Origin of the sequence: Psychrobacillus sp. AK 1817 (genome assembly GCF_008807035.1) — a bacterium.
Classification (GTDB): domain Bacteria; phylum Bacillota; class Bacilli; order Bacillales_A; family Planococcaceae; genus Psychrobacillus; species Psychrobacillus faecigallinarum.
Map to the genome: position 1 here is coordinate 3,527,661 of NZ_CP031739.1, position 23,566 is coordinate 3,551,226.

The window sequence follows — 23,566 nt, forward strand, 5'->3', positions numbered from 1 at the left end:
ACTTTTTTACAAATAACACTCTACCACAATAGAAACTATTTAGGAAATATTCTTTAAAAAGAATAGTGTGATAAAATTATATGCAAGTATGTTAGGGGGCATGAAAGTGCAAGAGATTATTATAAGACCTGTAAAAGAAGATGAATTATATCGTTTATGGGAATTGAGCCTAAAAGAGGATTATCCAGAATGGAAAAAATGGGATGCCCCCTTTGAGCCCTACACTTCCATGACATATGAACAATTTATCCAGAAAAAAGACTATTTCATGAACCAAGAGGATTTTTGGGGGATATATGTGAACGACGATTTAGTAGGTTCGCTTTGTTATTATTGGGAGCATGAGGCTTCCCTGTGGTTAGAGATGGGGATCCTCATTTACGATCCAATGTTCTGGAATTCAGGCATCGGAACCAAAGCGCTTAAAATGTGGATTGATCATCTTTTTCACGAAATGCCCCTGATACGTGTTGGTTTTACAACATGGTCGGGCAATGAACGAATGGTCAAGGTTGGAGAAAAGTTAGGAATGACAATGGAAGCGCGCATGAGAAAGTGCCGTTTACATAATGGGGTCTATTATGATTCTATCCGTATGGGATTATTAAGAGAAGAATGGGAAGAACAAAATGAATCATTTACTTGAACTAAATAATGTAACTAAAAATTACTGGAAAACAGAAGGGGATAGTCATCGTCCATTTTTGTTTGAAAATATCACTACTATTATTACCTCTCCGCAACGGGTGGTTTTATTGGGTAAGTCAGGTCAGGGAAAAAGCACTCTGCTACGCACAATTGGTTTAATGGAAGAATTTGACCAAGGAGAAATAAAATATAAGGGTAATTCCTCCAAATCTCAGGATGCTCGTGAATGGAGAATGAACATCGCTTATGTGTCTCAGCATCCGGTTATGCTTCCAGGAACTATAGAGTATAACTTGAAAACAGTAAGTCGTTTACATGATAAACCCTTCGAAGAGAAATATGCAAAAAGTTTAATGGTGCAGTTGGGGCTCCAGCATCTCAGCTGGGACAAGCAAGCGAAGGATTTATCAGGTGGGGAAAAGCAACGAGTGGCTCTTATCAGATCACTTCTGTTAAGACCAACTATTCTATTATTAGACGAAGTAACCGCTTCTCTTGACCAGCAGAGTAAGGAATATGTGGAGGGTCTACTTCTAAAGCTTCACAAGGAAGAAGACATTTCATTTATTCTTATCACGCATGATACCCAGCAGGCAAAGAGTATTGGTGAGCGGATATGGCTAATGGAGGATGGCAAGCTATCAATTGATACTGATGCTCGTTCATTTTTTGATGTTTCGATGGACGAGGTGTTCAAATGAGTTTTTTAGCGCTTAGTTTTACTCTTTTATTCGTGATTATTACGATGCTAGTTTCAGTTTGGCAAAAGCTTGATTTGGAGAAAGATATTGCAGTAGGAACGGTTCGTGCTGCAGTCCAATTATTAGCAGTCGGTTACGTCTTACAATTTGTGTTTCAGTCCGAGAATATATTTTTTATCATTTTAATAATATGTGTGATGATCGTAGTGGCAGCTATGAATGCGGCAAAACGTGCTAAGGGAATGACTGGCGTTGTCTGGCGAATCATTTTGTCGATCGCGACAATGGAGATATTAATGATGGGGTTGCTACTCAGCCTACATATTATTGAGGCGACTCCTCAATATATCATTCCACTAAGTGGGATGACCATCGGTAATGCAATGGTTGCTTGCGGGTTATTTTTAACTCAATTAAAACGGGAGACAGATACTTCAAAGGGAGAAATAGAAGCACTTCTTTCACTCGGAGCTACAAGCAGGCAAGCTGTACAAGACGTGCTAAAGCGTTCAGTTAAATTCAGTATGATTCCAACTATTGATGCCATGAAAACAGTGGGGCTAGTCCAGCTCCCAGGGATGATGACAGGAATGATTATTGCCGGAGCAGACCCAGTTGAAGCAGTTCGCTATCAAATATTAATCATTTTCGTATTTACAAGCTCCTCTGCCATCACAAGCATGATGCTAAGTGTGCTTTGCTACAAAAACTTATTCACGAAGGATTTACGATTGAAGAGTTAATATACTGGAAAATATAAAAGAGATCGGGAAAAGTTAGTGAACTTTGTGAGTAAAACAGCATTAGTGCAAGGTTCGGTCGCAACTCTGCAATGTTCTACTCCATCACCGCAAGGTTCTCTCAAGTCTACTTAATATTTCATGCTCTCTGCAACACTAAGCACCTTCTGCGCAATACTTTCCGAGTTATGCGCAACACTTGTCCACGTCACTGCAACACTTCCCGAGCACTGCGCAAAACTTGTCCACGTCACTGCAACACTTTCCGAGTTACACGCAACACTCCCAAAGTTTTTCACAACACTTACTTCCATCTCCGCAACAGTGTCATTTCCCGTAACACTACATCCCATCCACATCCACGGTCTCCACATCTGTCCCTCCTAAAAGACAAACCCACACTAAAAGGGTGTAGCTCACGGGCTACACTCTTTTAGTTAATCCATTGTTCCATAATTGTTACTTCTTTGTTCGTAGCATCTAGCTTTACCTTGCGACCAATTGGCATCGTTAGCATCGGATGAGTGTGACAGCAGTCGAAGTCTGCTAGGATAGGGATGTTTAGGTCCCCAATGGTTTCTAAGAGAATGTCGTATGGTTGTCTTGCCGTTTCGGAATCATCAAATAGCTCATGCTTCCCTAAAATAATGCCTCCGACTCGGTCGAAAACGCCATTGACCTTCAATAAATTGAAGTTTTTTTCTACTATGGAGGCTGATTTCATGGTGTCCTCAATCATTAGGATATCGCCTTCTTTAATGCTTGGCATATAGGGGCTTCCCCAGAATCCATACATCGCGTTCAGGTTGCCACCGATGAGTCTTCCTTCGGCAATTCCTTTATTTATGCAGATCCATTGGTTGTCTCGCTGCTCTTTATCCTTTGTTTTATCCTCCCAATTGGCCATTTCGTCTGTCCAATACGGAGGAGTTGGAATAATGTATGGAGCTTGTTGCTGCTCGATTAGCATTTGAGAGAAGTAATCATATGTATAATCGACGAAAGGCTCAAATTCTCCAAAGGAAGGAACGAGTGCAGGTCCATAAAAGGTTGGTATTTCTGTCTTGGCATAGAGCGCCAAAAGGACGGCTGTTGCATCAGAATAACCGATTACTATTTTTGGATCCTTCTTAAATGCTTCATAGTCTATGTATGGAAGAATTGCATTCGAGTTCGTACCGCCAATAGTGGACATGATGCAACGGATTTCCGGATTTCGGATTAGCTCATTTAATTCCTCTGCACGATCCTTAATACTTCCTGAGCGATAGTGGTCGTGCTTTCCGGTCAAGCTTCCTTCAACTATCTCAAAACCCTTTGAGCGAATAAAAGCCTTTGACCTTTCGAAACGCTTAGGTGAGGAATAAGTAATAGGCGACGAGGGAGAATAAATTCCAATTTTATCTCCTTTTTCTAATCTGTTTAATAATGTCATTTAACTTCCACTCCTTTATACATACTATAAAAGAAATATAGAACGCTAACTATAACTTTTTTAAAATTTAGACAAGTATTTACAATTATATTTGGAAAAGAGTATATTTAAATGAAAATGAAGAAAATGGATGTGAATGAATAATGTTACATATTAAAGAGGCTATATTAATAGAAAAGGACGGTTTTTATATTAGTACGGATAAGAGTTTATTAGATATAGACGTCATTTATAATTTTTTAACGAATGATTCCTACTGGCTCAAAGGAGTAACAAAAGTTTTGGTCGAGGCCTCCATTGAGAACTCAATTTTATGCTATGGAATTTATGAAGGAAATCCTACATCTGGAACAGCGAAACTGGTCGGATTTGCTCGAGTAGTTTCTGACTTGGTTAGACATTCATGGCTAGGGGATGTTTTTGTTCTACCTGATTACAGAGGGAGAGGGCTTAGTAAATGGCTAATGAGCATTATTGTGAACCATCCATATTTGAAGGGGACAAACTTCCATCTGGCAACTAAGGATGCGCATACCTTGTATGAACAATATGGATTTCAGCCATTAGAAAGCATAGAAAAGAGAATGGCTAGACCACATGATTGGGATGCCATTCATGCGGCCTATAACAGTGTAAATAAAGGTTAGTAGAGATGTGAAAACGCTGGTTAGTTGGTAAACAAATCATTTTGCTCTTTCCCATCATTATTATTTACTCCTTCTTTAAAGCTCTGATATTAATTTGTAACAACCTTTGATTTATTTGGGGGTTACTTCGTCCATACTTTTTATATAATAAGAGGAGACGAAAACAGAAGGAGCTCACTTAGATATGCAGTTAGCAATAACATTTAGTATATTGGCGATTAGTATCGTTTTATTTATAAGCAATCGAATTCGAGCAGATTTAGTGGCGCTACTGGCACTATTGGCATTTGTTATTACGGGTGTATTAGACCCTTCAGAGGCGCTTGCAGGGTTTTCTAACTCCGTTGTAATTATGATTGCAGGATTATTTGTCGTTGGAGCAGGAATTGTAAGAACGGGACTAGCCCAAAGCGCAGGTAATCTTTTACTCAAGTGGTCTGGAAAAAGTGAACAAAAATTATTTATTTTGCTGTTACTTATTACAGGAAGTGTTGGGGCTTTCATGAGTAATACAGGAACGGTTGCATTAATGCTACCAATTGTCATCAGTATTGCAATCAGCATCAATAGCAGTCCGTCCAAGTATTTAATACCACTTTCTTATATAAGTAGTTTATCGGGTTTGCTAACCTTAATAGCGACACCGGCGAACCTGATTGTTAGTCAAGTGCTTGTTGACAATGGCTATGAAAAGCTTGGTTTCTTTGAAATAACTCCAGTTGGTGTGATTGCTATTATTGTAGGTATCTTATACTTTGTTGTGGCAAGAAATTGGGTTCTACCAAGAGCAAGTAAGAAGGATGCAGTCAGAGATGGTCATAAGCTTTCACCTAAACAGCTAGCTGTCGATTATGAGCTTGGGGGCAATCTGCATCGCTTGAAGGTTCCTGAGCATTCTCTAATGATTGGAAAGAAATTAACGGATTTAAAGCTACCTGCGAAATATCATTTAGCTATTTTAAAGATTGATCGTAAATCGATGGAAGGGATTAATCTTTTGCCAATGACGTACCAAGAGATGGCAGGTCCTCTAAGTACGATTCAGGCGAAGGACGTTCTCTATATTCAAGGTTCTTTGACAAACACCGAGGATTTGGCAAAGGATTATTTGCTGGAAGTGGATGATGACGATTCGATGCCAGACTTGCTAGTTTCTAAGCAGCTTGGAATTGCAGAGGTATTATTGACTCCACATTCTAGTCTGATTAATGAAACAGTTGCAAGCATCGGCTTCCGTGAAAAATATAATCTAAATATATTGGGGATAAATCGTAAGGGTGACTATGTATTGAGTGAGATGGCAAACGTACGACTGCGATTTGGAGATGCCTTGCTTATTCAAGGAGCCTGGGAGGAAATTGAGCTTTTAGCCAAGGCAACAAATGACGTAGTAGTGGTAGGACAGCCAAAAGAACACGCAAGTATGGCAGCAGCAAGCGGAAAGGCCCCTATTGCAGGAGCAATTATGGTGCTAATGATTGTATTGATGATTTCAGAAATATTCCCTGCCGTAATTTCTGTTTTAATAGGAGCAGTATTAATGGTCGTAACAGGATGCTTGCGTAATATGGATGATGCTTACGGGAAGATGAACTGGGAAAGTATTATTCTTATAGCAGCTATGCTACCTATGGCTACAGCTCTAGAAAATACAGGTGGTATGGTCATTCTGTCTAAAGGAATAATTGACCTCCTTGGTGGTTTAGGTGCATTGGGTGTATTGGCAGGTATTTATTTTATTACAATGGTATTTGGTCAGTTTATAAGTAACACAGCCACCGCCGTTCTTTTTGCTCCAATTGCAATGAATGCAGCACTTAGTATGGGTGCAAATCCTTATACTTTCTTAATAGCCATTGCTGTTTCATCTAGTATGGCGTTCGCAACACCTGTTGCGTCTCCGACTAATGCTTTAGTGATGACAGCCGGAGGTTATAAATTCTTCGATTTTGTAAAGGCAGGTATTCCTTTACAGTTAGTCATGTTCATCGTCATGATGATTTTTATTCCTATTTTCTTCCCACTGTAACATGGTAAAATACCCTTATATAGAAATTTTTTCAAATAGGGGGTATGAAGATGAATATGCCAACGCATATTTTAGCTGCAGGCGGAATTGTAGAAGATGAAAAAGGCAACATTCTTTTAGTGAAAACAGAGCATGGTGGATGGGTTTATCCAGGGGGGCAAATCGAAAACGGAGAAAATGTTATCGAAGGCTTAATCCGAGAGGTAAAAGAGGAAAGCGGTATAGATGTGAAAGTATTAACGCTATACGGTGTATATTCCAACACAGGAACCTACAAATGGCATGATGGGGTAACAGATGTTCCGACTAAAATCATGATGGATTTTGTTTGTAAGCCAATTGGTGGAAGTCTTTGTACCTCTGAAGAAACGTCTGAGGTAGCATGGGTGCCGAAGAATGAGGTACTAAGTATGATTACTGCAGATGCAATTCGGTTAAGATATCAAGCTTATCTAGAATTCGAAGGAAAAGTAATTTACAAGGAATATGTAACCAACCCAACCTTTGAATTAAAACTAAATAGATATATTTAATGATTAGCATATTTTTTTGAGTTGATGTTTGTTGAAATTGTTTTAAAACATCAGTCAGCGATAGCTAAAATAAATTTACATTTCTATAAAAATTCTAGAGCAAACCTTTATCTGGTTTGCTCTTTTTGTTTTTTTGTATAGAGAAGGGGTATAAAAATAGAAACATCTTCCTTTTATTCGTCTGCTGAATATGATATAAATAAAAGTGTTAAAACAAAGTAAACAACTTGGTTTAATATACTTATTAAAAGGGGTTTTAACGAATGGGTAGAGAATTTGTAGATATTTTTGATGGATGGGCAGATTCATACGAGGCTTCGGTGTCAGGAAAGGATCCTGAGTATCGTGATGTTTTTGAAGGCTATGACACTATTTTAAATGAAGTAGTCAATCGTGTTTCTGGGAATTCTATCGTTGAATTTGGTACAGGAACTGGTAACTTGACAGCAAAGTTAGTTGAAAAAGACTTTTCTGTCATTGGCATCGAGCCGAACGAAAAAATGAGAGAGATGACAGCAGAACGTTTCCCAAAAAGAGAAATAATTGATGGTGACCTATTACAGTTTGAAATAGGGAAATCTCATGTGGATTCTATTGTCAGCTCTTTTGTATTTCATCACCTGACGGATGAAGAAAAAGGAATGGCTCTAAAGCTATATTCAGCGCTTCTGAAGGAAAATGGCAAGGTCGTGTTTGCGGATACCGCATTTATCACAGAGGAAGCAAAGCAGGACCAGATAAAAAAAGAAAGATCTAGAAATTTTCATAATGTAGCGGATGATTTAGAACGAGAATACTATACGACCATTCCAATTTTAACGAAATTATTTGAAGAAGCAGGATTTCAGGCACACTTCTCGAAGATGAATGATTATGTCTGGATCATGGACGCAACGAAAAAATAAGGAGCGAATAATGATGAAAAAAATGAACGTAGAAAGCTTTAACCTAGACCATACAAAAGTAGTCGCACCATTCGTACGCCTAGCAGGAAAAAAAGAAGGTATCAATGGAGATGAAATATACAAATATGATATCCGATTTAAACAACCAAACAAAGAGCATATGGAAATGCCGGGATTGCACTCACTTGAGCATCTGATGGCTGAAAATATTCGCAATCATACGGAACAAGTGGTCGATTTAAGTCCAATGGGCTGTCAAACAGGATTTTACCTCTCTGTGATCAACCATGAGAATTACGATGAAATTTTAGAAATTCTTGAAAAAACATTAGAGGATGTTCTTCAGGCGACCGAGGTCCCAGCTTGTAATGAGGTACAGTGTGGATGGGCTGCAAGTCATAGCTTAGAAGGGGCAAAAGAAATTGCTTCTGAAATGCTAGCGAAAAAAGACGAATGGCGACAAATTTACAAAGAGGAAGCATAAATGAATATTTATCGAAATGTCCAGGAGTTAATAGGAAATACGCCACTAATAGAAATAACAAACATTTCAATTCCAAACAATTGTCGTATTTTTGCAAAATTAGAATACTTAAACCCTGGAGGAAGCATAAAGGATCGATTAGGTTTGTCTTTAATAGAGGATGCCGAGAAATCAGGTAGACTTGTGCCGGGTGGGACGATTGTTGAGCCTACAGCTGGAAATACAGGGATAGGACTTGCACTCGCTGCCATTGGAAAGGGATATAATGTTGTATTTGTCGTTCCAGAAAAATTCAGCCAAGAAAAGCAAACGCTGATGCGGGCGCTAGGTGCAGATGTCATCAATACGGATACATCATTGGGTATGCAAGGAGCCATTAATAAAGCTCAGGAGTTGGTAGAGAAAACAGCTAATGCATTTTCACCGTCGCAGTTTTCCAATCCAGCTAACCCGAACACTTATGTTCAAACTCTGGGCCCAGAGCTTTGGAGGGATTTAGAAGGTCAAATCGATGTGTTTGTGACAGGTGCTGGTTCAGGAGGTACCTTTATGGGTACTTCCATCTTTTTAAAGCAACGGAATGAAAAAATAAAAACAGTAATTGTTGAGCCAGTTGGATCCATCTTGAATGGAGGAGAAGCTGGTTCTCATACAACGGAAGGTATCGGTATGGAATTTTTACCGAAGTTTATGGATTCATCCTACTTCAATGCAATTCATACTGTAAGTGATAAGAATGCCTTTTCCGAGTTACGTAGACTATCGAAGAAAGAGGGTTTACTGGTTGGAAGTTCCTCTGGCGCAGCATTCTATGCAGCCATTAAGGAAGCGGAGGTAGCTAAAGAAGGAAGCCATATCGTAACCATCTTCCCAGATTCTAGCGAACGATATTTGAGTCAGAAGGTATATGAATTATTCAAGGAGGAATAAAATATGCGCGCAAAAACAAAGCTTATTCATGCAGGGATCGTTGGAGATGAAGCAACAGGGGCAGTGTCTACACCGATTTACCAAGTAAGTACGTATAAGCAAGAGGCAGTAGGTAAATTTAAGGGATTCGAATATTCACGTACTGGTAATCCGACTCGTCATGCATTAGAAGTCTTGATTAGTGATTTAGAGGGAGGGGTAGCAGGTTTTGCTTTTTCTTCAGGCATGGCAGCAACAAGCTCTATAATGATGCTCTTTAGCAAGGGAGACCATGTGATATTAACAGATGATGTTTATGGTGGGACTTTTCGAGTTATTTCTAAAGTATTGAACCGTTTTGGAATTGACGCAACATTCGTCGATACTGGAGACCTTGCCAATGTGGAGGCTGCTATTACAAATAATACAAAGGCTATTTTCTTAGAAACCCCAACAAATCCTTTGCTTAAGATTACTGACATAGAGGCAGTCGCAAAATATGCAAAGGAGAAAGGGCTGTTAACTATTGTTGACAACACGTTCATGACACCTTATCTCCAACAACCAATTTCTCTTGGTGCCGATATTGTTGTGCATAGTGCTACAAAGTATTTAGGCGGTCATAGTGACGTAGTGGCTGGCCTAGCTGTAGTTAATTCTGAAGAGTTAGCTAACGAACTGCATTTTGTTCAAAACTCAGTTGGAGCAGTATTAGGTCCACAAGATTCATGGCTATTGATGCGTGGTATTAAAACATTAGGGCTACGCATGGAAGAGCACAATGAAAGTGCCCAGCGAATTGCAGAATTTTTAAATGAGCATGAGGCGGTTGGGAAAGTATTTTATCCTGGACTCTCTACCCATTCAGGGCATGAACTAATGAAAAAACAAACTACTGGCTTTGGAGGAATGATTTCCTTTGATGTCGGAAGTGCTGAAAAGGCAGATGAACTTTTAGCGAAGCTTCAATACTTTACACTGGCCGAAAGTTTAGGAGCAGTTGAGAGTTTAATCTCTGTGCCTGCTCGTATGACTCACGCATCAATACCGAGTGACCGCAGAGCAGAATTGGGCATTACCGATGGGTTAGTTCGTATTTCTGTAGGCATCGAGGATGTAGAGGATTTAATTGAGGACTTAGAGCAAGCATTAGCTTAAGTAAATAAAAAAACACACCACCTTTGTTATGAACTGCCCCGTAAAAGTTAGACACTAATCTAATTTTTACGGGGTTTTTTTATAGCACTTTGCCAAGAAATTAATTAAATTATAATTTTAGAAAATATTGCATATATAATTGTTCTCTTCTTAATTGTTCGTATGTCTTCATAAAAATAGGTGTTATGAAATTAACTCAAGTATGATGAAGGAATTTTATATCATAATAATACGAGAGACTTTATAGTTTCCCTACTATATTGAAATAATGTTTTATGAGTTTAGTTTAGGGAATTTAATAAGTGAAAGCTAACGTAAGAAGGGAGTTATGTATATGAGTACAAGTAAGACAGCAATCATTACAGGTGGCGGTGGCGGGCTGGGTCGAGCAACAGCCTTAAAACTTGCAGAGTCAGGCGTCAATATTAGCATTATTGATGTGTCAGAGGAGCAAGGGAACGAAACTGTTCGTTTGATTGAAGAAAAAGGAGCTAAGGGCATCTTTATCAAGGCAGATGTTACTAATGCTGAAGAGGTTAAGCAGTACGTAGACAAAACAGTGAGCACCTTTGGCTCGGTAGATATGTTCTTTAATAATGCAGGAATCTCAGGGCCAGGTAAAAAATTCTTGGACAATTCGATTGAGCAAATTGATCTTGTTTTGGATATTAACTTAAGAGGTGCCTTATACGGCCTATATTACGTACTACCGGAAATGATTAAAAATGGGGAGGTAGCATAGTTAATACTTCCTCTACGGCTGGATTGGTAGGACAGGACAGTGTAGTAAGTTATTCAGCAACAAAGCATGGTATAGTCGGTGTTACCAAATCTTTAGCAGCCGAATATGCAAATCAGGGAATTCAAATTAACGCAGTAGCTCCAGGATCTACTGAAACCCCTATGGTTAAACAATATAGAGAAATGAATCCAGATGTATTTAAGGCAGTTTCCGCTACAATTCCACAACGTCGTTTAGGACAACCAGAGGAAGTTGCTGAATTGGTTTCCTTTTTATTGATGAGCGAGGCTAAATACATTAATGGTGCTGTCGTACCAATTGATGGAGGATTTACTGCTATCTAGGTAACTTATTTGGACAATTGCATACTATAACATTAAGGCATACCGCTTATGTGGTATGCTTTTTAAATTCAAGAACATCTGTATCTTAAACGCCTTAAGATCAGCAACATCACTGTTCGGCAAACAGGAAGACATACTAATTAAGAGTATTCGAGTCAACAGCACTTTACCGGTAAAGCACTAACATTTATTAATATGTAATTGTAGTGGCAGGCATCAAATCCATCGGTATAAATCCGCGCGTAGAAAGCATTTATCACAAGAGAATCTGAATTTTCTTTTACATGCAACGGGCATTTAATACAATTTAATCTAAAATGAAAAAGGAATAGGTCCTAGCCCATTCCCTTTTTTAGAAGTATAAAAAAGAAGTATTACCAGAAAAAAGCCCCAGCTAAAGCAATTCCAGTAATTGCACCTAATGCAATACCGTAACCAAATCCTGGTCCGAATCCCCAGCCCCAACCTAAACCATATCCTCCAAAGTTATTGTTAGGCCGAATCCATACCATATCCCGATCAACCTTTGTAATTTGTCCTACATGTGTTCTACCTTGGTTGTCCGTAATTCTTACTCTTTTTCCATGGTATCTACAGCATAAATCATATGTTTGTGATTGATTCATTTTTTGTCCCCCTCTCTCAAAAAATTACATACAAGTATGTTCTATAACATATGCCGTATGGAAGTTTTCACAGTAGACAATCGTCTATGAATACTAGGCTTAATAGTTTTAAGATTTATACAAAACCTGAAATGATAATAGGAAATGAGAAAGGAATGATAGGTTGGCTGTTATCAAAACTTCTAGTTGGTTATATGAATTTATTGAATCCTGCGAAAAAGAAGAGAGGAAAGATGTCTATCAGCTTCAGGGTGAATTTCTATGTGAGCCACTGATGGATATTTTCCCTAAGACAAATAGAGAAGCAATTCATTATGAACTTCTACGATTTGGATTATTTGAACCAAACGAATGGCAGGAAGTGAAAAGCATTGTAGAAAAAATGGAGGAAAGGAAAGTATGGGAGCTAGTAAATAATGAATATAAGCAGTTAAGAAAACTGTGGAATGGTCCCAAGGTGCCGATTTATATCTTCCCTATTAAAATAAGAGGCACAGGCCAGGCAAGAGAGCCCTTACCAGTTAAAAATGGCGTGGCCTATAAAAAGGCATTGTTTTTATTTGTGTCTAAGGATCTTTCTGATGAGGAAATCAAAGCTTCCCTGGTACATGAATATAATCATGTTTGCAGGCTCCAATTTTTGAACCTTTCTCCTTTAAAAACAACCTTGGAGGATTCTCTCATAATTGAAGGTCTGGGGGAATATGCAGTAAAAGAGGTTTGTGGAGCAAAAAGGTTAGCCCCATGGATTGAACTCTATTCACACGATGAAGCACTAGAAATATGGAAAAAGCATTTTATTCCCTCTTTAAAAGTAAAGGATATAAAAAATCATCAGATCTTTCTATTTGGCCAACCTAGAAGTCCCTTTCCAAAATGGATAGGGTATCATATTGGCTTTCATTTAGTAGATTCCTTTGTAAAAAAACAGGGGCCATTCCCAAACGGGGAACTATACCGGAAAACAGCAAAGGAAATTATTGCAGGATCTAGTTTTTCAATTAAAGGTTAATAGATATCTATAGACGACATCTAAAAATCCGGTAGCCTACTACGTCACTATATTCATTTAGAAATTGGTTATGCTCATCCCAAAGATCATAAAGTGACATATCTATTTCGCTGGATGGATTTATGTCGTCGATGTCTATTTGTTCCATATTGACTGGAGGCTCAAGCATTTCAATATGCTGAAATCCTGCCTTTTGCAAACAATCTTTCCACTCTTCCTCACTAAATAGCTGTTGAACGCCATAGAGCTCCTTCACTTTCTCCTTTACTTGCTCCGAAAGATTGGAGGTGCCAGTCATTTCACTCAATAGTAGCCTGCCATCCTTCTTTAGCATTCGAGCTATTTCACTTAAGGTATTGCCTATGTTAGTAAATACAAGGACTGATTCGGAAATAATGACATCATAAGAATTCTCTTCTAAATTTAAGTGTTCGATATCCCCTTCGATTAAATGAATGGTACCCTCCAGTAAATCCAAACGCTCCCGAGCTTTTTTTATCATAAGTGGATGGTTATCAACAGCTGTTACACTGCAACCATACTTAGTAGACAAAAAAGCAGAGGTTTTTCCTGTTCCACAACCAATATCTAAAACAGACTCAGACGCTTGAATTTTCTCTTTTCTTAAAAGAAATTGTGTTAATCCAAACCCACCTGGATGAGCACTTCCAATTCCAAAATATGATAGTAAATCTAGGTATTTGTTTGACATGAAGCAACCTCCCGTTTTCATTATAAATAGCATATGCGTCAAATAACTAATTAGCTAGGTAGATTAAAGGGAAAATAACGTATAAAGGAGAATAACATAAGAAAGTAAATAGAAATAGGAGATTCCTCAAATGGAGAATGGACTAGAAAACAACACCATATACTTAACTGAAATGACAGATGGCTTTCTCATGGATATTCATGGTTATGCATCTAACGAAGAGGTTTGCAAATACCAGCCTTGGGGACCAAATAGTATCGAAGACACTAAAACTTACTTGAAGGAAGTCTTAGCTGACGTTATGAAAGATAAAAGAACTAGGTATGTGTTTGCTGTTGTAGAAAAGACAAGTAATAAGATGATTGGAGCTGGAGAACTATTTCATGTAGATTACGCCAATAAGAATGGAGAAATGGGCTATATAATACATCCAAACTTTTGGGGTAACGGTATAGCTACACAGGTTGCGCATTTACTACTTGATTTTGGATTTAAAGAGCTGAAGCTAAACCGTATTTCTGCTACTTGTGATGTCCGAAATATTGCATCAGAAAAGGTTTTAAAGAAAGTAGGTATGATACAGGAAGGATTATTAAGAGAAAATATTTTATTGAAGGACGGCTGGAGAGACTCTTTTCTCTATAGCAGTTTGAGCCGGGATAGGATGACAAAATAATAGGGGGGATTTGATGGCAGATGTTTTTCAAACGTCCGTAGAACAGTTCACACAAGTGCATGATGACTTTATTCAAGCATGGAATGTAGCAATGTCTACCGGTAAAACTGAAGGTCTTGAAATTATGACTCAAAATTACTATGTTACTTTTTTTAATGGTCATGTTGAAAGGCCAGAGTTCTTTGACCGTCCAGAAGCTGTACAGGGGATGAGGGAGTCAGTGGAAGCCTTACAGGGCGCCAAAAAAAGATTTGAACATCGAATTATTAGACAGCGTGATGCAGGTAGGTTCGTAGTATTTTATGAGATGATTATTGAAAAGAACGGACAAGAGTTAACTCGTTTTTTTACGTTAGAGGATTGGGAAGAGATAAAGGGACAATGGTTGTTGACACGAGAAATTACGGAGCATATTTGAGGTAAGCACTCTCTTCAGTAAGAAGAGAGTGTACTCTTGAAAATACTAATTATTTTTAATTTGAAAATTCGACATATTTAAACTTTTATTTTGCATAAATTTACTATTGTATAATTATACATAAAGGCATATATTATATAAATATTAGAAAAATCCATTAGCTAATAAATATTTAAATATATATTCTATGATTCTATCTGGAAAATGATAGTAGAAGAAAAGCGAAGGTGAGCAATATGAGTAATTGGTTGAATTTATATGATAATATGGAAGACTTTCTGGCACCTAGTATGGCAAAGGACCATCCTAATATCCCAATAGTCAAGGAAGAAGGCTGTTATTATTTTGGTGCAGACGGTAAAAAATATTTAGATTTTACTTCAGGTATAGCCGTAACGAATACTGGGCATCGTCATCCTAAAATCGTTCAAAGCATCAAGGATGCTGCCGATCAATTAGTACATGGTCCGTCAGGTGTCATCATGTATGAATCCATTCTCCAGCTTTCCAAAAATCTTGGTGAAGTGTTGCCTGGAGATTTAGATTGTTTCTTTTTTGCAAATAGCGGAACCGAAGCTATTGAAGGGGCTTTAAAGCTAGCGAAGTTTGTCACTGAAAGACCTTATGTGGTTTCGTTTACAGGCTGTTTTCATGGACGTTCACTTGGTGCATTAAGCGTTACAACATCCAAAAGCAAGTATCGGAAATTTTTACAGCCATCGCATTTATCCTACCAAATTCCTTATGCAGACGCGAAGAGCTGTCCAGAGGGTATGGACCCGGAAGTATACTGTGTAGAGCAGTTAGAAAAAGATTTCAAGCGGCTCTTTAAGCATCAGGTAACTCCTGAAGAGGTTGCATGCGTTATTTTAGAACCAGTTCTAGGCGAGGGCGGCTACATTATCCCTCCTAAATCTTGGGTAAAGAGAATCCGAGAGATATGTGATGAACATGGAATACTATTAATATTTGATGAAGTTCAAACTGGATTTGGTCGAACTGGTGAATGGTTTGCTTCCCAATATTTTGGAGTAACTCCCGATATCATGGCCATCGCTAAAGGAATCGCCTCTGGGCTGCCACTTAGTGCAACTGTTGCTTCTAAAGAGTTAATGAAGAAATGGCCAATTGGTATGCATGGAACTACTTTCGGTGGAAATCCGATAGCGTGTTCTGTGGCATTGACCACATTAGAAATTTTTCACGAGGAAAACTTAGTTGAAAACTCTAAAGTGGTAGGGGCGTATGCAACGAAGAAATTAAATGAGCTAAAAGCAAAATACGCGATAATTAGTGATGTTCGCTCTGTCGGCTTAATGATCGGAATTGAAATCTCTAACCTTGAAACAGGAGAGCCAGATGGACAGGCAGTCATGAAAATTCTCGATTACGCATTAGAGGAAGGCGTGCTCTTCTATCTCTGTGGAAACGTGGGCGAAGTTATTCGTATGATTCCTCCATTAACAGTAACAAAGGAACAAATTGATGATGGATTAAAAATGCTTGAAAAAGCAATTATTCGATATACAAATGAAACAAAATAAAATAGAAAAAGGAGTAACAATCATGAAAAATAAATTACTTTTAGTTATATTAGCAATGATTATAGCAATTCTAGCAGCATGTGGAACAAAAGAGGATACGGCGAAAGATTCTGGTAATGCATCATCTCCTTCAGAAGAAAAACAAGTTTTAAAAATGGGTACTTCAGCTGATTATCCACCATTTGAATATGTAGACACTGCAAAAGGTGAAGAAATTATCGGTTTTGATATTGATCTAGCAAATTTAATCGGGGAAAAACTAGGATATGAGATTGAAGTGGAAAACATCGATTTTAACGGTTTAATCCCAGCGATTCAAGCAGGTAAATTAGACTTCGTATTATCAGGAATGACACCAACAGAGGAACGCGACAAAGTAGTTGACTTCTCTGTTCCTTATAACGAAACAGTGCAAATGGTCGTAACTAAAAAAGATAGTGGCATTAAATCAGTGGAAGATTTAGCTGGTAAAACAGTTGGTGTTCAAATTTCATCTATTCAAGAAGAGCTAGCGAATGAAGTAGCGCAAACAGTAGATATGAAAGTGGAGAGCCGCAACTTAATACCAGAGGTTATTCAAGAATTAATGACAAAGCGTTTCGATGGTGCAATCATTGAAGATATTGTTGCAGAAAACTATGTAAAGCGTAATGATGACCTTACATTCTTCCCAGTAGTAGTAGATGAAATCGATTATAAGGCAGCTGTATTTCCAGAAGGCAGTGAACTTAAAGAGAAATTTGATAATGCTATCAATGAGCTAATTGAAGAAGGAAAAATTGATGAGCTTAGAGAAAAATGGTTTGTAGTAGAAGCAGAATAATTTAGCATAAAAAATATAATAGTTAGATAGAAAGGAGGGTAACGATATGTTAGATTTTTCTGCAGTCGTTCCCTCTATTCCTTATATTGCAAAAGGAATAGGTGTTACACTTCAAATAGTTGTTGGAGCCACAATTATCGGATTAGTTTTAGGTATTTTATTGGCTCTATGTAAAATTGGTAAAATTACCGCATTGAGATGGTTTGCAGACTTTTATACGTCCATTTTTCGAGGAACTCCACTCGTTTTACAATTGATGATTATTTATTATGCAATTCCTCAGCTTTTTGATATTAATATTGAGCCAATGCCTGCAGCAATAATTGCATTTGGTTTAAACTCTGGTGCGTATATCTCAGAGATTATTCGTGGAGGTATCAATGCTGTTGATAAAGGCCAGTTGGAAGCTTCATTAGCTTTAGGCATTCCATACGCAAAGATGATGAAGGATATTATCCTGCCACAAGCTATGAAAAATATCATGCCTGCTCTTATGAATGAATTTATAACTTTAACGAAGGAATCTGCAATTGTAACAGTGATCGGGGCTTTAGATATAATGCGTCGTGCTTATGTCGTTGGTGGTTCTTCTTATCGTTATTTAGAGGCATTAATGATTGCCGGAGTGATGTACTATATTCTTACACTTATTTTATCATTCCTTGGCAAGAAGCTAGAAAAGAGGATGAGTAGAAGTGATTAAAGTAGAAAAATTATATAAATCATTTGGAAAAAATGAAGTCTTAAAGAACATTTCCACGGAAATAAAGGAACAGGAAGTAATTGCAATCATTGGACCATCCGGTTCTGGTAAGTCTACCTTTTTGCGTTGCTTGAATCTTTTAGAAATCCCAACAAGCGGTGTTATTAGTATTGGAAATGATGTCGTGACGGATAAAAAAACAAATATTATGAAGGTACGTGAAAATGTAGGAATGGTCTTTCAGCATTTTTATCTGTTTCCTCATAAAACGGTATTAGAGAATCTAACTTATGCACCAATGCAGGTTCAAGGGAAATCAAAGGCAGAGGCGACAGCCACTGCTGAGGACCTTTTAAGAAAGGTTGGACTCTTTGAGAAACGTTCAGAATATCCAAATCGCTTGTCAGGAGGACAAAAGCAACGTGTAGCTATTGCCCGTGCCTTAGCGATGAACCCTTCTGTGATGCTATTCGATGAACCGACATCTGCCCTAGACCCAGAGATGGTAAAAGAGGTTTTGGCGGTTATGAAGGATTTAGCTGAATCAGGAATGACGATGATTATCGTGACACACGAGATGAACTTTGCCAAAGAGGTAGCAGATCGTATTTTATTTTTGGATGGTGGAGTATTAGTAGAGGACACACCACCAAATGAATTCTTTAGTTCTCCAAAATCGGAGCGTGCAAAAGAATTCCTAGAAAAGGTTTTATAAGAAAATATGTATTCAAACGGCAGCAAGCTCAATAATTTGGAGCTTGCTGTCTTTTTTAGCATTAATAAATTGCAAGGATGACTGAAAAAGGTATTAGCGCTGTATTTGTAGAATTAAAGAGAATATTGTTATACATAAACTGAGTAGCTGTTAGATAGGGAAGAGTAATAATGGGAGGTAAAATGTGGAAAATAAATGTATTTTTGATGTTCTAACCTTTGATATAGATAGGGGTAATTATGAGGGAAAAGTCGAAATACAGAAAGGTTATTTTATAGATGTAACTATATCTGTTGAGTCATTTGATAAAGATTTAGTATTTGAAGTAGCTGAAAATACCTTTGAAACAATAAAAGTCTCTGAGGAATTATATAAAGAAAAAATAGCAGAGGATTTACTGCAGCTACATAACGAAGTGTGGAATGAAGGAAGAATGACCAATAAGGATGAATTTAAAAAACGAATTAAAATGCAGGGAATGTTAATCTTTTGTGAGGGAAACGCAGAATTATATTATGACGATGGAGACTTATTTTGGGGACACACGATAGTAGTAGATATTGATGAGAACGGTTTATATCAAGATGCTCAAATTTTTGGATGAGATTAATTTGTTGTTGGGCGAGATGAATAAATAACTGAGAATAGAGGTTACATATGGAGGTTTTCGATAATATTAATTTAGAAAAGATACCTACAAATATAAGGATAAATGTTTTAGATAAGCAGGTAGATTTACCAGGAGAAATAAGAACAAAAATAAATCAATACTGGGAGAATATTAACAGAAAAGGCATATTCAATCGAGGAAAGGTTTTTAGTATTGAACGAGTTCAAGAGAATGAAAAGAATCTACTTATTTCCCTTACCCATACTGATTATGCCCATTTTCTTTATAGTAGGAAAATGGAATTACAATCTCAGTATGACTGTATTGTTGTCTACCCCGCTACACTCATCCTTACTTCGGACCAATATATAGTTTTTGGTCATATGAATGAAGGAACAGCTAATCCAGATAGAATTCAATTTGCCGCTGGTGGATTAGACGAAAATGATTTAGAAGAAGGGTATATCAATATACATAAAAACATTGAAAGGGAGATTCAAGAAGAGCTAGGCATTGACCTAACTAAAACGAAATGTAAATCTCCATTAAGACCATGGTTGATCAAACGCGGAGGAAAATCATTGGTTTTACTATATCAAGTAACTATAGATTTAACCTCTAAAGAAGTAAAAGAAATACATGAAAAATACAAAAATGATTTATATAGTTTAGGGAGTACTCCAGAGTTTAAGAGACTAGAAACTATAAAATATAACCGTACGGAGTTAACTAGATTGTTGTTAAGTGAACATCCAAAGGCCGATTATATAGACCCACTTTGTACGTATTTACTAAAACATTTATAAAAATAACAAGCTCTGAACATGAAAATAGTAAATGTTGAAGTTTGGAGTTAACGACCCACATAATCCTTTAAAAAATAGTAGAAGCACCTTCATTCACTTATTTGGATGATGGTGCTTCTTTTTTTTAGCTTACTCGACTATTTCAACTTGTGTCTGACGTTTTTTAGCTAACAGCATCCCGAAAAGGAAGGTCATGAAAATAACTCCCATAACAGTAATGACAATGCAGCGAAGGATATAATCAGAGTCCATGGCAAAAATCACATCTTTGCGGAACCAGTTTTGGAAAGGTAGACCAAACCCTAGGAGAACAGCGAAGAATAGGAGTTTAGTCCAAATGCTTTTCCCCTTCATTTTTTTGATAGCACTATTCACTAATAAACGCAGTAAAGCTAGCCCTAATCCTACACAAAAGAATATCATTAGATAAGACACTATGTCGTCATTGGTAATTACGGCTGCAAGGATCAATCCAATAGTTATAATTAATGAACCAAACATAAAAATATATTTTTTATTCATTTTACATTCTCCTTTACTTAATTACCGAACAATGTGTTGTCTATTTGCTTTATTATCATATAAAAACAGGATAATGAAAGCAATCGACAGATTTTTAGAAACTGTTCAGTGGTTAGTAGGAAGACCTTCGTATAGATGTATGGATGTTGATTTTGGAAGTTGGGGTAGCAAAAAAAAGAGAGCTTTGACGGTAGTCATTGCTCTCTTTATTATTTATTTTTTATAATCTACAACGATGTAAGGCTGTAATTGGAATGGTTTAGGTGCAATATTGCGATCATTCCATTGTCCAAACCATCTTTCTAAAGGATAGAAGTAATATCCATCCTGCCAATGGTCTGATGTATCATACGGGTCAGCAAAGATGAGCATATCATCACCAATACCAGGTGTACCATTATTATCATAGCCAATGATTGCTTGCCAATGTCCGTCCCAATCTGCCCACTCAACCATAATTGGACGATCGTTGGAAAGGTGGCTAGTTAACCACTTAACAAAATAGCTATCCTTTGCATCTGAAACCCAAGCATCGGTTGTATCGCTGTTTTCAGAAGCATATAAGCTATTCCACGTGAAGGTAGCAGGTAGGTTTCCTACATTGTTTCCAGTTGCTCCATCTGTTTCTTGAATAAGATCCTCTGTTGAATAATTCACTTTATAGCTTGTCTCAACAACTTCAAAGCCTTCTAAACTAGTAAAGAAGTTGTGAAGCTGGCTAACGTCGGTTCCATATTCGGGGAAGTTATTTGCTGAACCAGGTTTAGCCCCCGGAGTGTCTAAGTCGGTCATTGCTTTCATTTGCTCGGCAATATCCATCTCCGTCATTTCCGTATATCCAAAATGATTAGCAACCATTAAAGCTGTTGCTGGACCACAAGACCATTCTGTTGTTTGCTGCATCGTTTGAAAATTTTCGATTAGTAGTAATTGATCATCTGATTTCATGTTATAAAACTCAGGTGCTTTGAAGTAACGAGACTCTGCATTGTCGCCTGCTTCTGCATAAGCATCAGCACCGCCCATTTCATCATAGTCTTCGCCTTTAATCATTGTTGGTTTAACTGCCACAGTAGTTTCGGCTGACGCTTTTGTGTCTACTTCCTTGTTAACCTCCGCTTGTAAATCTGTGTTCTCTGAGCACGCAGATAATAATAGCATTGCGGATGCTAAAACTGCTGTAAGGGTTCTTTTCATTTATCCCCATCCTTTTCATATTTTTTTGAAACACAAGAATTTATTATATAGAAAGTAGGATACAATTCAATAGATAAATTTATATTATTTTTTTACTTTATTTTGAAGTAGCTTATTAAAATAAACATGGAGAAAAATTAGTTTATATATATATTTACTTCCATTAATTAGATATGATTAAGAGAAAAAGCGTATATAAGAGGTGTAAAGGAATGCCTAAACGTATTTTATTAGTGGAAGACGATGAATCTATTTGTGAGATGGTAGAAAAGTATTTAAGAAGTGAAGGTTTTCTAATTACTACCGTAAATAACGGAGAAGCTGCAGTCCAACAAAATGTGGTGTCAGCCTATGACTTAGTTATCTTAGATATTATGATGCCAAAATTAGATGGCTTGGAAGTGCTGAGAATTATTCGTGAGAAAAGCGCTGTACCTATACTAATCATGTCAGCAAAGGATAGCGATGTGGACAAAGCATTAGGACTGGGATTAGGGGCAGATGATTATCTTGCCAAGCCTTTTTCGTTACTCGAGCTTTCTGCCAGAGTTAAGGCTGCTATAAGAAGAGCCACAAAATATTCAAAGGAGCTAAATGTAAGCGAGGATGTCCTTATAATAGGAGATTTAAAAATAGATGTTAAGAATTTTACTGTTACTAAAGGAAATGAAAATTTAAAACTAACTGCAAAAGAGTTTGCTATCTTAAAGTTATTTGCTGCCAATCAAAACCGTGTATTTACTAAACAACAAATTTATCAGCTAGTTTGGAAAGATGAATATTATGGGGATGAAAATATTATTAATGTGCATATGAGAAGGCTTCGGGAGAAAATTGAAATAGAACCCTCTAACCCAAGGTATATAAAGACTTTGTGGGGGATTGGCTATAAGTTGGAAGGTTTCTGATATGGTGCTTATATTATTTATCATAATTGCATTGTTAATTGGTCTCATTTTTTTCCAATACAAAGAAAAAAGAAACCTTACCTCTAACATTGCCTACGCACACCAAAAGCTTCAAATGATTGTTCAAGAAAACACTATAGAGAAAGTCTTGGCACATACAGAACATAAAGAGCTCATGCAATTGTTAAATATGATTAATGAGCTATTAGTTGAAAAACAAAAGGTTTTAGTAACCCATACAAGGTTAGAAGAGTCCATGAGGAAGATGCTCTCAAATGTATCCCATGATTTAAAAACACCGTTAACAGTAATTCTTGGATATATTGAAATGCTAGAAATTGACCACTCCTTAAATGAGGAGGAAAGAAGACAATTACTTCTTAAACTACATACTAAAACAAATGAAGTACTTAAAATTATTCATACATTTTTTGATTTAGCTAAAATAGAAGCGGGCGACCAGCACTACCCACTATCTAAGGTAAACATAAACGAAATATGTCGTAAGAACATTCTAATCTTCTACGATATGGTAACAGCGATGAATATGGATATTAAAATTGATATTCCAGAAGCCCCTCTTTATGCATTTGGTAATGAAGAGGCAATTGATAGGGCTTTGAACAATCTTTTATCTAATGCTCTAACATACGGTGCTGAAGGCAAGATAATTGGATTAGCTTTGAGAAATGACGAAGCTTACATCTACATTGATATTTGGGATAAAGGAAAAGGAATTGATGAATACCATGTGGATCGGGTCTTTGAAAGAACATACACCATGGAGGATTCTAGAAACAAATCCTTCCAAGGCAGTGGTCTTGGCCTAACGATTACAAAGCGACTTCTGGAAATAATGGGAGGTTCTATTCAGCTCTCAAGTATTCCTTATGAAAAGACTGTCTTTACAGCTACCTTGAAACGAATAACATATTAAAAAAGCTAGAAGAACTTAAGAAATTCGTAAGATTGTATTAATAAAAAAGAGAGGTTCATTTCCTATACTAAGGATAGTAAGA

The 23,566-nt window shown here is 37.2% G+C and carries 27 protein-coding genes and 1 pseudogene; 22 read left to right on the forward strand and 6 right to left on the reverse strand.

Going from position 1 to position 23,566, the window contains the following annotated elements; translation table 11 throughout:
• Positions 1 to 100: 100 nt before the first annotated feature.
• The 3 genes from D0S48_RS17630 to fetB are packed head-to-tail and all read left to right on the forward strand — an operon-like array spanning position 101 to position 2,092.
• Positions 101 to 646, forward strand: coding sequence for a GNAT family N-acetyltransferase (locus tag D0S48_RS17630; RefSeq protein WP_225216122.1), 546 nt, complete (start codon positions 101 to 103; stop codon positions 644 to 646).
• Positions 630 to 1,349, forward strand: a complete 720-nt coding sequence (locus D0S48_RS17635) for an ABC transporter ATP-binding protein (RefSeq protein ID WP_151113046.1) — start codon at positions 630 to 632, stop codon at positions 1,347 to 1,349. The genes D0S48_RS17630 and D0S48_RS17635 overlap by 17 nt, the downstream gene beginning before the upstream one ends.
• Entirely contained in the window at positions 1,346 to 2,092 is a 747-nt protein-coding gene (gene fetB / locus D0S48_RS17640) for an ABC transporter permease (RefSeq protein WP_151113048.1), read from the forward strand. Before D0S48_RS17635 ends, fetB begins: the two co-directional genes overlap by 4 nt.
• 128 nt (positions 2,093 to 2,220) lie before the next feature.
• Here fetB and D0S48_RS17645 read toward each other — a convergent pair whose 3' ends face one another.
• Complete coding sequence (locus D0S48_RS17645; RefSeq protein ID WP_151113050.1) at positions 2,221 to 2,463, reverse strand: hypothetical protein; 243 nt, start codon at positions 2,461 to 2,463, stop codon at positions 2,221 to 2,223.
• A gap of 59 nt (positions 2,464 to 2,522) precedes the next feature.
• A complete protein-coding gene (locus tag D0S48_RS17650) occupies positions 2,523 to 3,524 on the reverse strand; it encodes a S66 family peptidase (protein WP_144539106.1) in 1,002 nt (333 codons plus the stop codon).
• 143 nt (positions 3,525 to 3,667) lie between these two features.
• Here D0S48_RS17650 and D0S48_RS17655 point away from each other — a divergent pair, with 143 nt between their 5' ends.
• The 8 genes and pseudogenes from D0S48_RS17655 to D0S48_RS17690 all read left to right on the forward strand — a co-directional run bounded on the left by D0S48_RS17655 (position 3,668) and on the right by D0S48_RS17690 (position 11,275).
• Entirely contained in the window at positions 3,668 to 4,171 is a 504-nt protein-coding gene (locus D0S48_RS17655) for a GNAT family N-acetyltransferase (RefSeq protein ID WP_144539103.1), read from the forward strand.
• Between the two features lie 184 nt (positions 4,172 to 4,355).
• Complete coding sequence (locus D0S48_RS17660; RefSeq protein ID WP_151113052.1) at positions 4,356 to 6,200, forward strand: SLC13 family permease; 1,845 nt, start codon at positions 4,356 to 4,358, stop codon at positions 6,198 to 6,200.
• Between the two features lie 50 nt (positions 6,201 to 6,250).
• The gene (locus D0S48_RS17665) at positions 6,251 to 6,733 is read left to right on the forward strand and encodes an NUDIX hydrolase (RefSeq protein ID WP_144539100.1); all 483 of its coding nucleotides are present in this window, start codon (positions 6,251 to 6,253) and stop codon (positions 6,731 to 6,733) included.
• Between the two features lie 263 nt (positions 6,734 to 6,996).
• A complete protein-coding gene (locus tag D0S48_RS17670; RefSeq protein ID WP_151113054.1) occupies positions 6,997 to 7,638 on the forward strand; it encodes a class I SAM-dependent DNA methyltransferase in 642 nt (213 codons plus the stop codon).
• Between the two features lie 13 nt (positions 7,639 to 7,651).
• Positions 7,652 to 8,122 carry an S-ribosylhomocysteine lyase gene (locus D0S48_RS17675; RefSeq protein ID WP_144539095.1) on the forward strand — a complete coding sequence of 157 codons (471 nt, stop codon included), beginning with the start codon at positions 7,652 to 7,654 and terminating at the stop codon, positions 8,120 to 8,122.
• Complete coding sequence (locus D0S48_RS17680) at positions 8,123 to 9,052, forward strand: PLP-dependent cysteine synthase family protein (protein WP_151113056.1); 930 nt, start codon at positions 8,123 to 8,125, stop codon at positions 9,050 to 9,052.
• Between the two features lie 3 nt (positions 9,053 to 9,055).
• Complete coding sequence (locus D0S48_RS17685) at positions 9,056 to 10,189, forward strand: bifunctional cystathionine gamma-lyase/homocysteine desulfhydrase (RefSeq protein ID WP_151113058.1); 1,134 nt, start codon at positions 9,056 to 9,058, stop codon at positions 10,187 to 10,189.
• 328 nt (positions 10,190 to 10,517) lie between these two features.
• Positions 10,518 to 11,275 (forward strand): annotated as a pseudogene (locus D0S48_RS17690) (SDR family NAD(P)-dependent oxidoreductase).
• Between the two features lie 374 nt (positions 11,276 to 11,649).
• Here D0S48_RS17690 and D0S48_RS17695 read toward each other — a convergent pair.
• Positions 11,650 to 11,901 carry a hypothetical protein gene (locus tag D0S48_RS17695; protein WP_144539087.1) on the reverse strand — a complete coding sequence of 84 codons (252 nt, stop codon included), beginning with the start codon at positions 11,899 to 11,901 and terminating at the stop codon, positions 11,650 to 11,652.
• Positions 11,902 to 12,064: 163 nt separating this feature from the next.
• Here D0S48_RS17695 and D0S48_RS17700 point away from each other — a divergent pair, with 163 nt between their 5' ends.
• Positions 12,065 to 12,913, forward strand: a complete 849-nt coding sequence (locus tag D0S48_RS17700; protein WP_144539085.1) for a DUF2268 domain-containing putative Zn-dependent protease — start codon at positions 12,065 to 12,067, stop codon at positions 12,911 to 12,913.
• Between the two features lie 7 nt (positions 12,914 to 12,920).
• Here D0S48_RS17700 and D0S48_RS17705 read toward each other — a convergent pair whose 3' ends face one another.
• On the reverse strand, positions 12,921 to 13,625 hold the full coding sequence (locus D0S48_RS17705) for a class I SAM-dependent methyltransferase (RefSeq protein ID WP_151113060.1): 705 nt from the start codon (positions 13,623 to 13,625) through the stop codon (positions 12,921 to 12,923).
• Between the two features lie 130 nt (positions 13,626 to 13,755).
• Between D0S48_RS17705 and D0S48_RS17710 the strand changes: the two genes are divergently transcribed.
• From D0S48_RS17710 to D0S48_RS17745, 8 genes are all read left to right on the forward strand, one after another.
• Positions 13,756 to 14,301, forward strand: coding sequence for a GNAT family N-acetyltransferase (locus D0S48_RS17710; protein ID WP_151113062.1), 546 nt, complete (start codon positions 13,756 to 13,758; stop codon positions 14,299 to 14,301).
• Positions 14,302 to 14,314: 13 nt separating this feature from the next.
• Positions 14,315 to 14,719, forward strand: coding sequence for a hypothetical protein (locus D0S48_RS17715; RefSeq protein ID WP_144539078.1), 405 nt, complete (start codon positions 14,315 to 14,317; stop codon positions 14,717 to 14,719).
• 236 nt (positions 14,720 to 14,955) lie between these two features.
• Positions 14,956 to 16,263, forward strand: a complete 1,308-nt coding sequence (locus D0S48_RS17720; RefSeq protein ID WP_144539077.1) for an aspartate aminotransferase family protein — start codon at positions 14,956 to 14,958, stop codon at positions 16,261 to 16,263.
• A gap of 22 nt (positions 16,264 to 16,285) precedes the next feature.
• A complete protein-coding gene (locus tag D0S48_RS17725; RefSeq protein ID WP_144539075.1) occupies positions 16,286 to 17,086 on the forward strand; it encodes a transporter substrate-binding domain-containing protein in 801 nt (266 codons plus the stop codon).
• 46 nt (positions 17,087 to 17,132) lie between these two features.
• Complete coding sequence (locus D0S48_RS17730) at positions 17,133 to 17,789, forward strand: amino acid ABC transporter permease (RefSeq protein WP_144539073.1); 657 nt, start codon at positions 17,133 to 17,135, stop codon at positions 17,787 to 17,789.
• On the forward strand, positions 17,782 to 18,504 hold the full coding sequence (locus D0S48_RS17735) for an amino acid ABC transporter ATP-binding protein (RefSeq protein WP_144539071.1): 723 nt from the start codon (positions 17,782 to 17,784) through the stop codon (positions 18,502 to 18,504). Before D0S48_RS17730 ends, D0S48_RS17735 begins: the two co-directional genes overlap by 8 nt.
• Positions 18,505 to 18,688: 184 nt before the next feature.
• Positions 18,689 to 19,108: a DUF2262 domain-containing protein gene (locus tag D0S48_RS17740; protein WP_144539069.1), complete on the forward strand. Its 420-nt coding sequence runs from the start codon at positions 18,689 to 18,691 to the stop codon at positions 19,106 to 19,108.
• A gap of 53 nt (positions 19,109 to 19,161) precedes the next feature.
• Complete coding sequence (locus tag D0S48_RS17745; RefSeq protein ID WP_144539067.1) at positions 19,162 to 19,920, forward strand: hypothetical protein; 759 nt, start codon at positions 19,162 to 19,164, stop codon at positions 19,918 to 19,920.
• A 129-nt stretch (positions 19,921 to 20,049) separates the two neighbouring features.
• Here D0S48_RS17745 and D0S48_RS17750 read toward each other — a convergent pair whose 3' ends face one another.
• Positions 20,050 to 20,442 (reverse strand): MFS transporter permease, encoded by a 393-nt coding sequence (locus D0S48_RS17750; RefSeq protein WP_151113064.1) that lies wholly within the window; start codon positions 20,440 to 20,442, stop codon positions 20,050 to 20,052.
• 213 nt (positions 20,443 to 20,655) lie between these two features.
• Positions 20,656 to 21,639 (reverse strand): C39 family peptidase, encoded by a 984-nt coding sequence (locus D0S48_RS17755; RefSeq protein WP_151113066.1) that lies wholly within the window; start codon positions 21,637 to 21,639, stop codon positions 20,656 to 20,658.
• 212 nt (positions 21,640 to 21,851) lie between these two features.
• Between D0S48_RS17755 and D0S48_RS17760 the strand changes: the two genes are divergently transcribed.
• On the forward strand, positions 21,852 to 22,547 hold the full coding sequence (locus D0S48_RS17760; RefSeq protein ID WP_151113068.1) for a response regulator transcription factor: 696 nt from the start codon (positions 21,852 to 21,854) through the stop codon (positions 22,545 to 22,547).
• Between the two features lies 1 nt (position 22,548).
• Positions 22,549 to 23,484 (forward strand): sensor histidine kinase, encoded by a 936-nt coding sequence (locus D0S48_RS17765; RefSeq protein WP_151113070.1) that lies wholly within the window; start codon positions 22,549 to 22,551, stop codon positions 23,482 to 23,484.
• Positions 23,485 to 23,566: the final 82 nt, after the last annotated feature.

What these genes read in the sequence shown, in the direction of transcription:
- D0S48_RS17630 (WP_225216122.1), top strand. Translation starts at nt 101, where the DNA reads ATGAAAGTGCAAGAGATTATTATAAGACCTGTAAAAGAAGATGAATTA.
- D0S48_RS17635 (WP_151113046.1), top strand. Translation starts at nt 630, where the DNA reads ATGAATCATTTACTTGAACTAAATAATGTAACTAAAAATTACTGGAAA.
- fetB (WP_151113048.1), top strand. Translation starts at nt 1,346, where the DNA reads ATGAGTTTTTTAGCGCTTAGTTTTACTCTTTTATTCGTGATTATTACG.
- D0S48_RS17645 (WP_151113050.1), bottom strand. Translation starts at nt 2,463, where the DNA reads ATGTGGAGACCGTGGATGTGGATGGGATGTAGTGTTACGGGAAATGAC.
- D0S48_RS17650 (WP_144539106.1), bottom strand. Translation starts at nt 3,524, where the DNA reads ATGACATTATTAAACAGATTAGAAAAAGGAGATAAAATTGGAATTTAT.
- D0S48_RS17655 (WP_144539103.1), top strand. Translation starts at nt 3,668, where the DNA reads ATGTTACATATTAAAGAGGCTATATTAATAGAAAAGGACGGTTTTTAT.
- D0S48_RS17660 (WP_151113052.1), top strand. Translation starts at nt 4,356, where the DNA reads ATGCAGTTAGCAATAACATTTAGTATATTGGCGATTAGTATCGTTTTA.
- D0S48_RS17665 (WP_144539100.1), top strand. Translation starts at nt 6,251, where the DNA reads ATGAATATGCCAACGCATATTTTAGCTGCAGGCGGAATTGTAGAAGAT.
- D0S48_RS17670 (WP_151113054.1), top strand. Translation starts at nt 6,997, where the DNA reads ATGGGTAGAGAATTTGTAGATATTTTTGATGGATGGGCAGATTCATAC.
- D0S48_RS17675 (WP_144539095.1), top strand. Translation starts at nt 7,652, where the DNA reads ATGAAAAAAATGAACGTAGAAAGCTTTAACCTAGACCATACAAAAGTA.
- D0S48_RS17680 (WP_151113056.1), top strand. Translation starts at nt 8,123, where the DNA reads ATGAATATTTATCGAAATGTCCAGGAGTTAATAGGAAATACGCCACTA.
- D0S48_RS17685 (WP_151113058.1), top strand. Translation starts at nt 9,056, where the DNA reads ATGCGCGCAAAAACAAAGCTTATTCATGCAGGGATCGTTGGAGATGAA.
- D0S48_RS17695 (WP_144539087.1), bottom strand. Translation starts at nt 11,901, where the DNA reads ATGAATCAATCACAAACATATGATTTATGCTGTAGATACCATGGAAAA.
- D0S48_RS17705 (WP_151113060.1), bottom strand. Translation starts at nt 13,625, where the DNA reads ATGTCAAACAAATACCTAGATTTACTATCATATTTTGGAATTGGAAGT.
- D0S48_RS17710 (WP_151113062.1), top strand. Translation starts at nt 13,756, where the DNA reads ATGGAGAATGGACTAGAAAACAACACCATATACTTAACTGAAATGACA.
- D0S48_RS17715 (WP_144539078.1), top strand. Translation starts at nt 14,315, where the DNA reads ATGGCAGATGTTTTTCAAACGTCCGTAGAACAGTTCACACAAGTGCAT.
- D0S48_RS17720 (WP_144539077.1), top strand. Translation starts at nt 14,956, where the DNA reads ATGAGTAATTGGTTGAATTTATATGATAATATGGAAGACTTTCTGGCA.
- D0S48_RS17725 (WP_144539075.1), top strand. Translation starts at nt 16,286, where the DNA reads ATGAAAAATAAATTACTTTTAGTTATATTAGCAATGATTATAGCAATT.
- D0S48_RS17730 (WP_144539073.1), top strand. Translation starts at nt 17,133, where the DNA reads ATGTTAGATTTTTCTGCAGTCGTTCCCTCTATTCCTTATATTGCAAAA.
- D0S48_RS17745 (WP_144539067.1), top strand. Translation starts at nt 19,162, where the DNA reads ATGGAGGTTTTCGATAATATTAATTTAGAAAAGATACCTACAAATATA.
- D0S48_RS17750 (WP_151113064.1), bottom strand. Translation starts at nt 20,442, where the DNA reads ATGAATAAAAAATATATTTTTATGTTTGGTTCATTAATTATAACTATT.
- D0S48_RS17755 (WP_151113066.1), bottom strand. Translation starts at nt 21,639, where the DNA reads ATGAAAAGAACCCTTACAGCAGTTTTAGCATCCGCAATGCTATTATTA.
- D0S48_RS17760 (WP_151113068.1), top strand. Translation starts at nt 21,852, where the DNA reads ATGCCTAAACGTATTTTATTAGTGGAAGACGATGAATCTATTTGTGAG.
- D0S48_RS17765 (WP_151113070.1), top strand. Translation starts at nt 22,549, where the DNA reads ATGGTGCTTATATTATTTATCATAATTGCATTGTTAATTGGTCTCATT.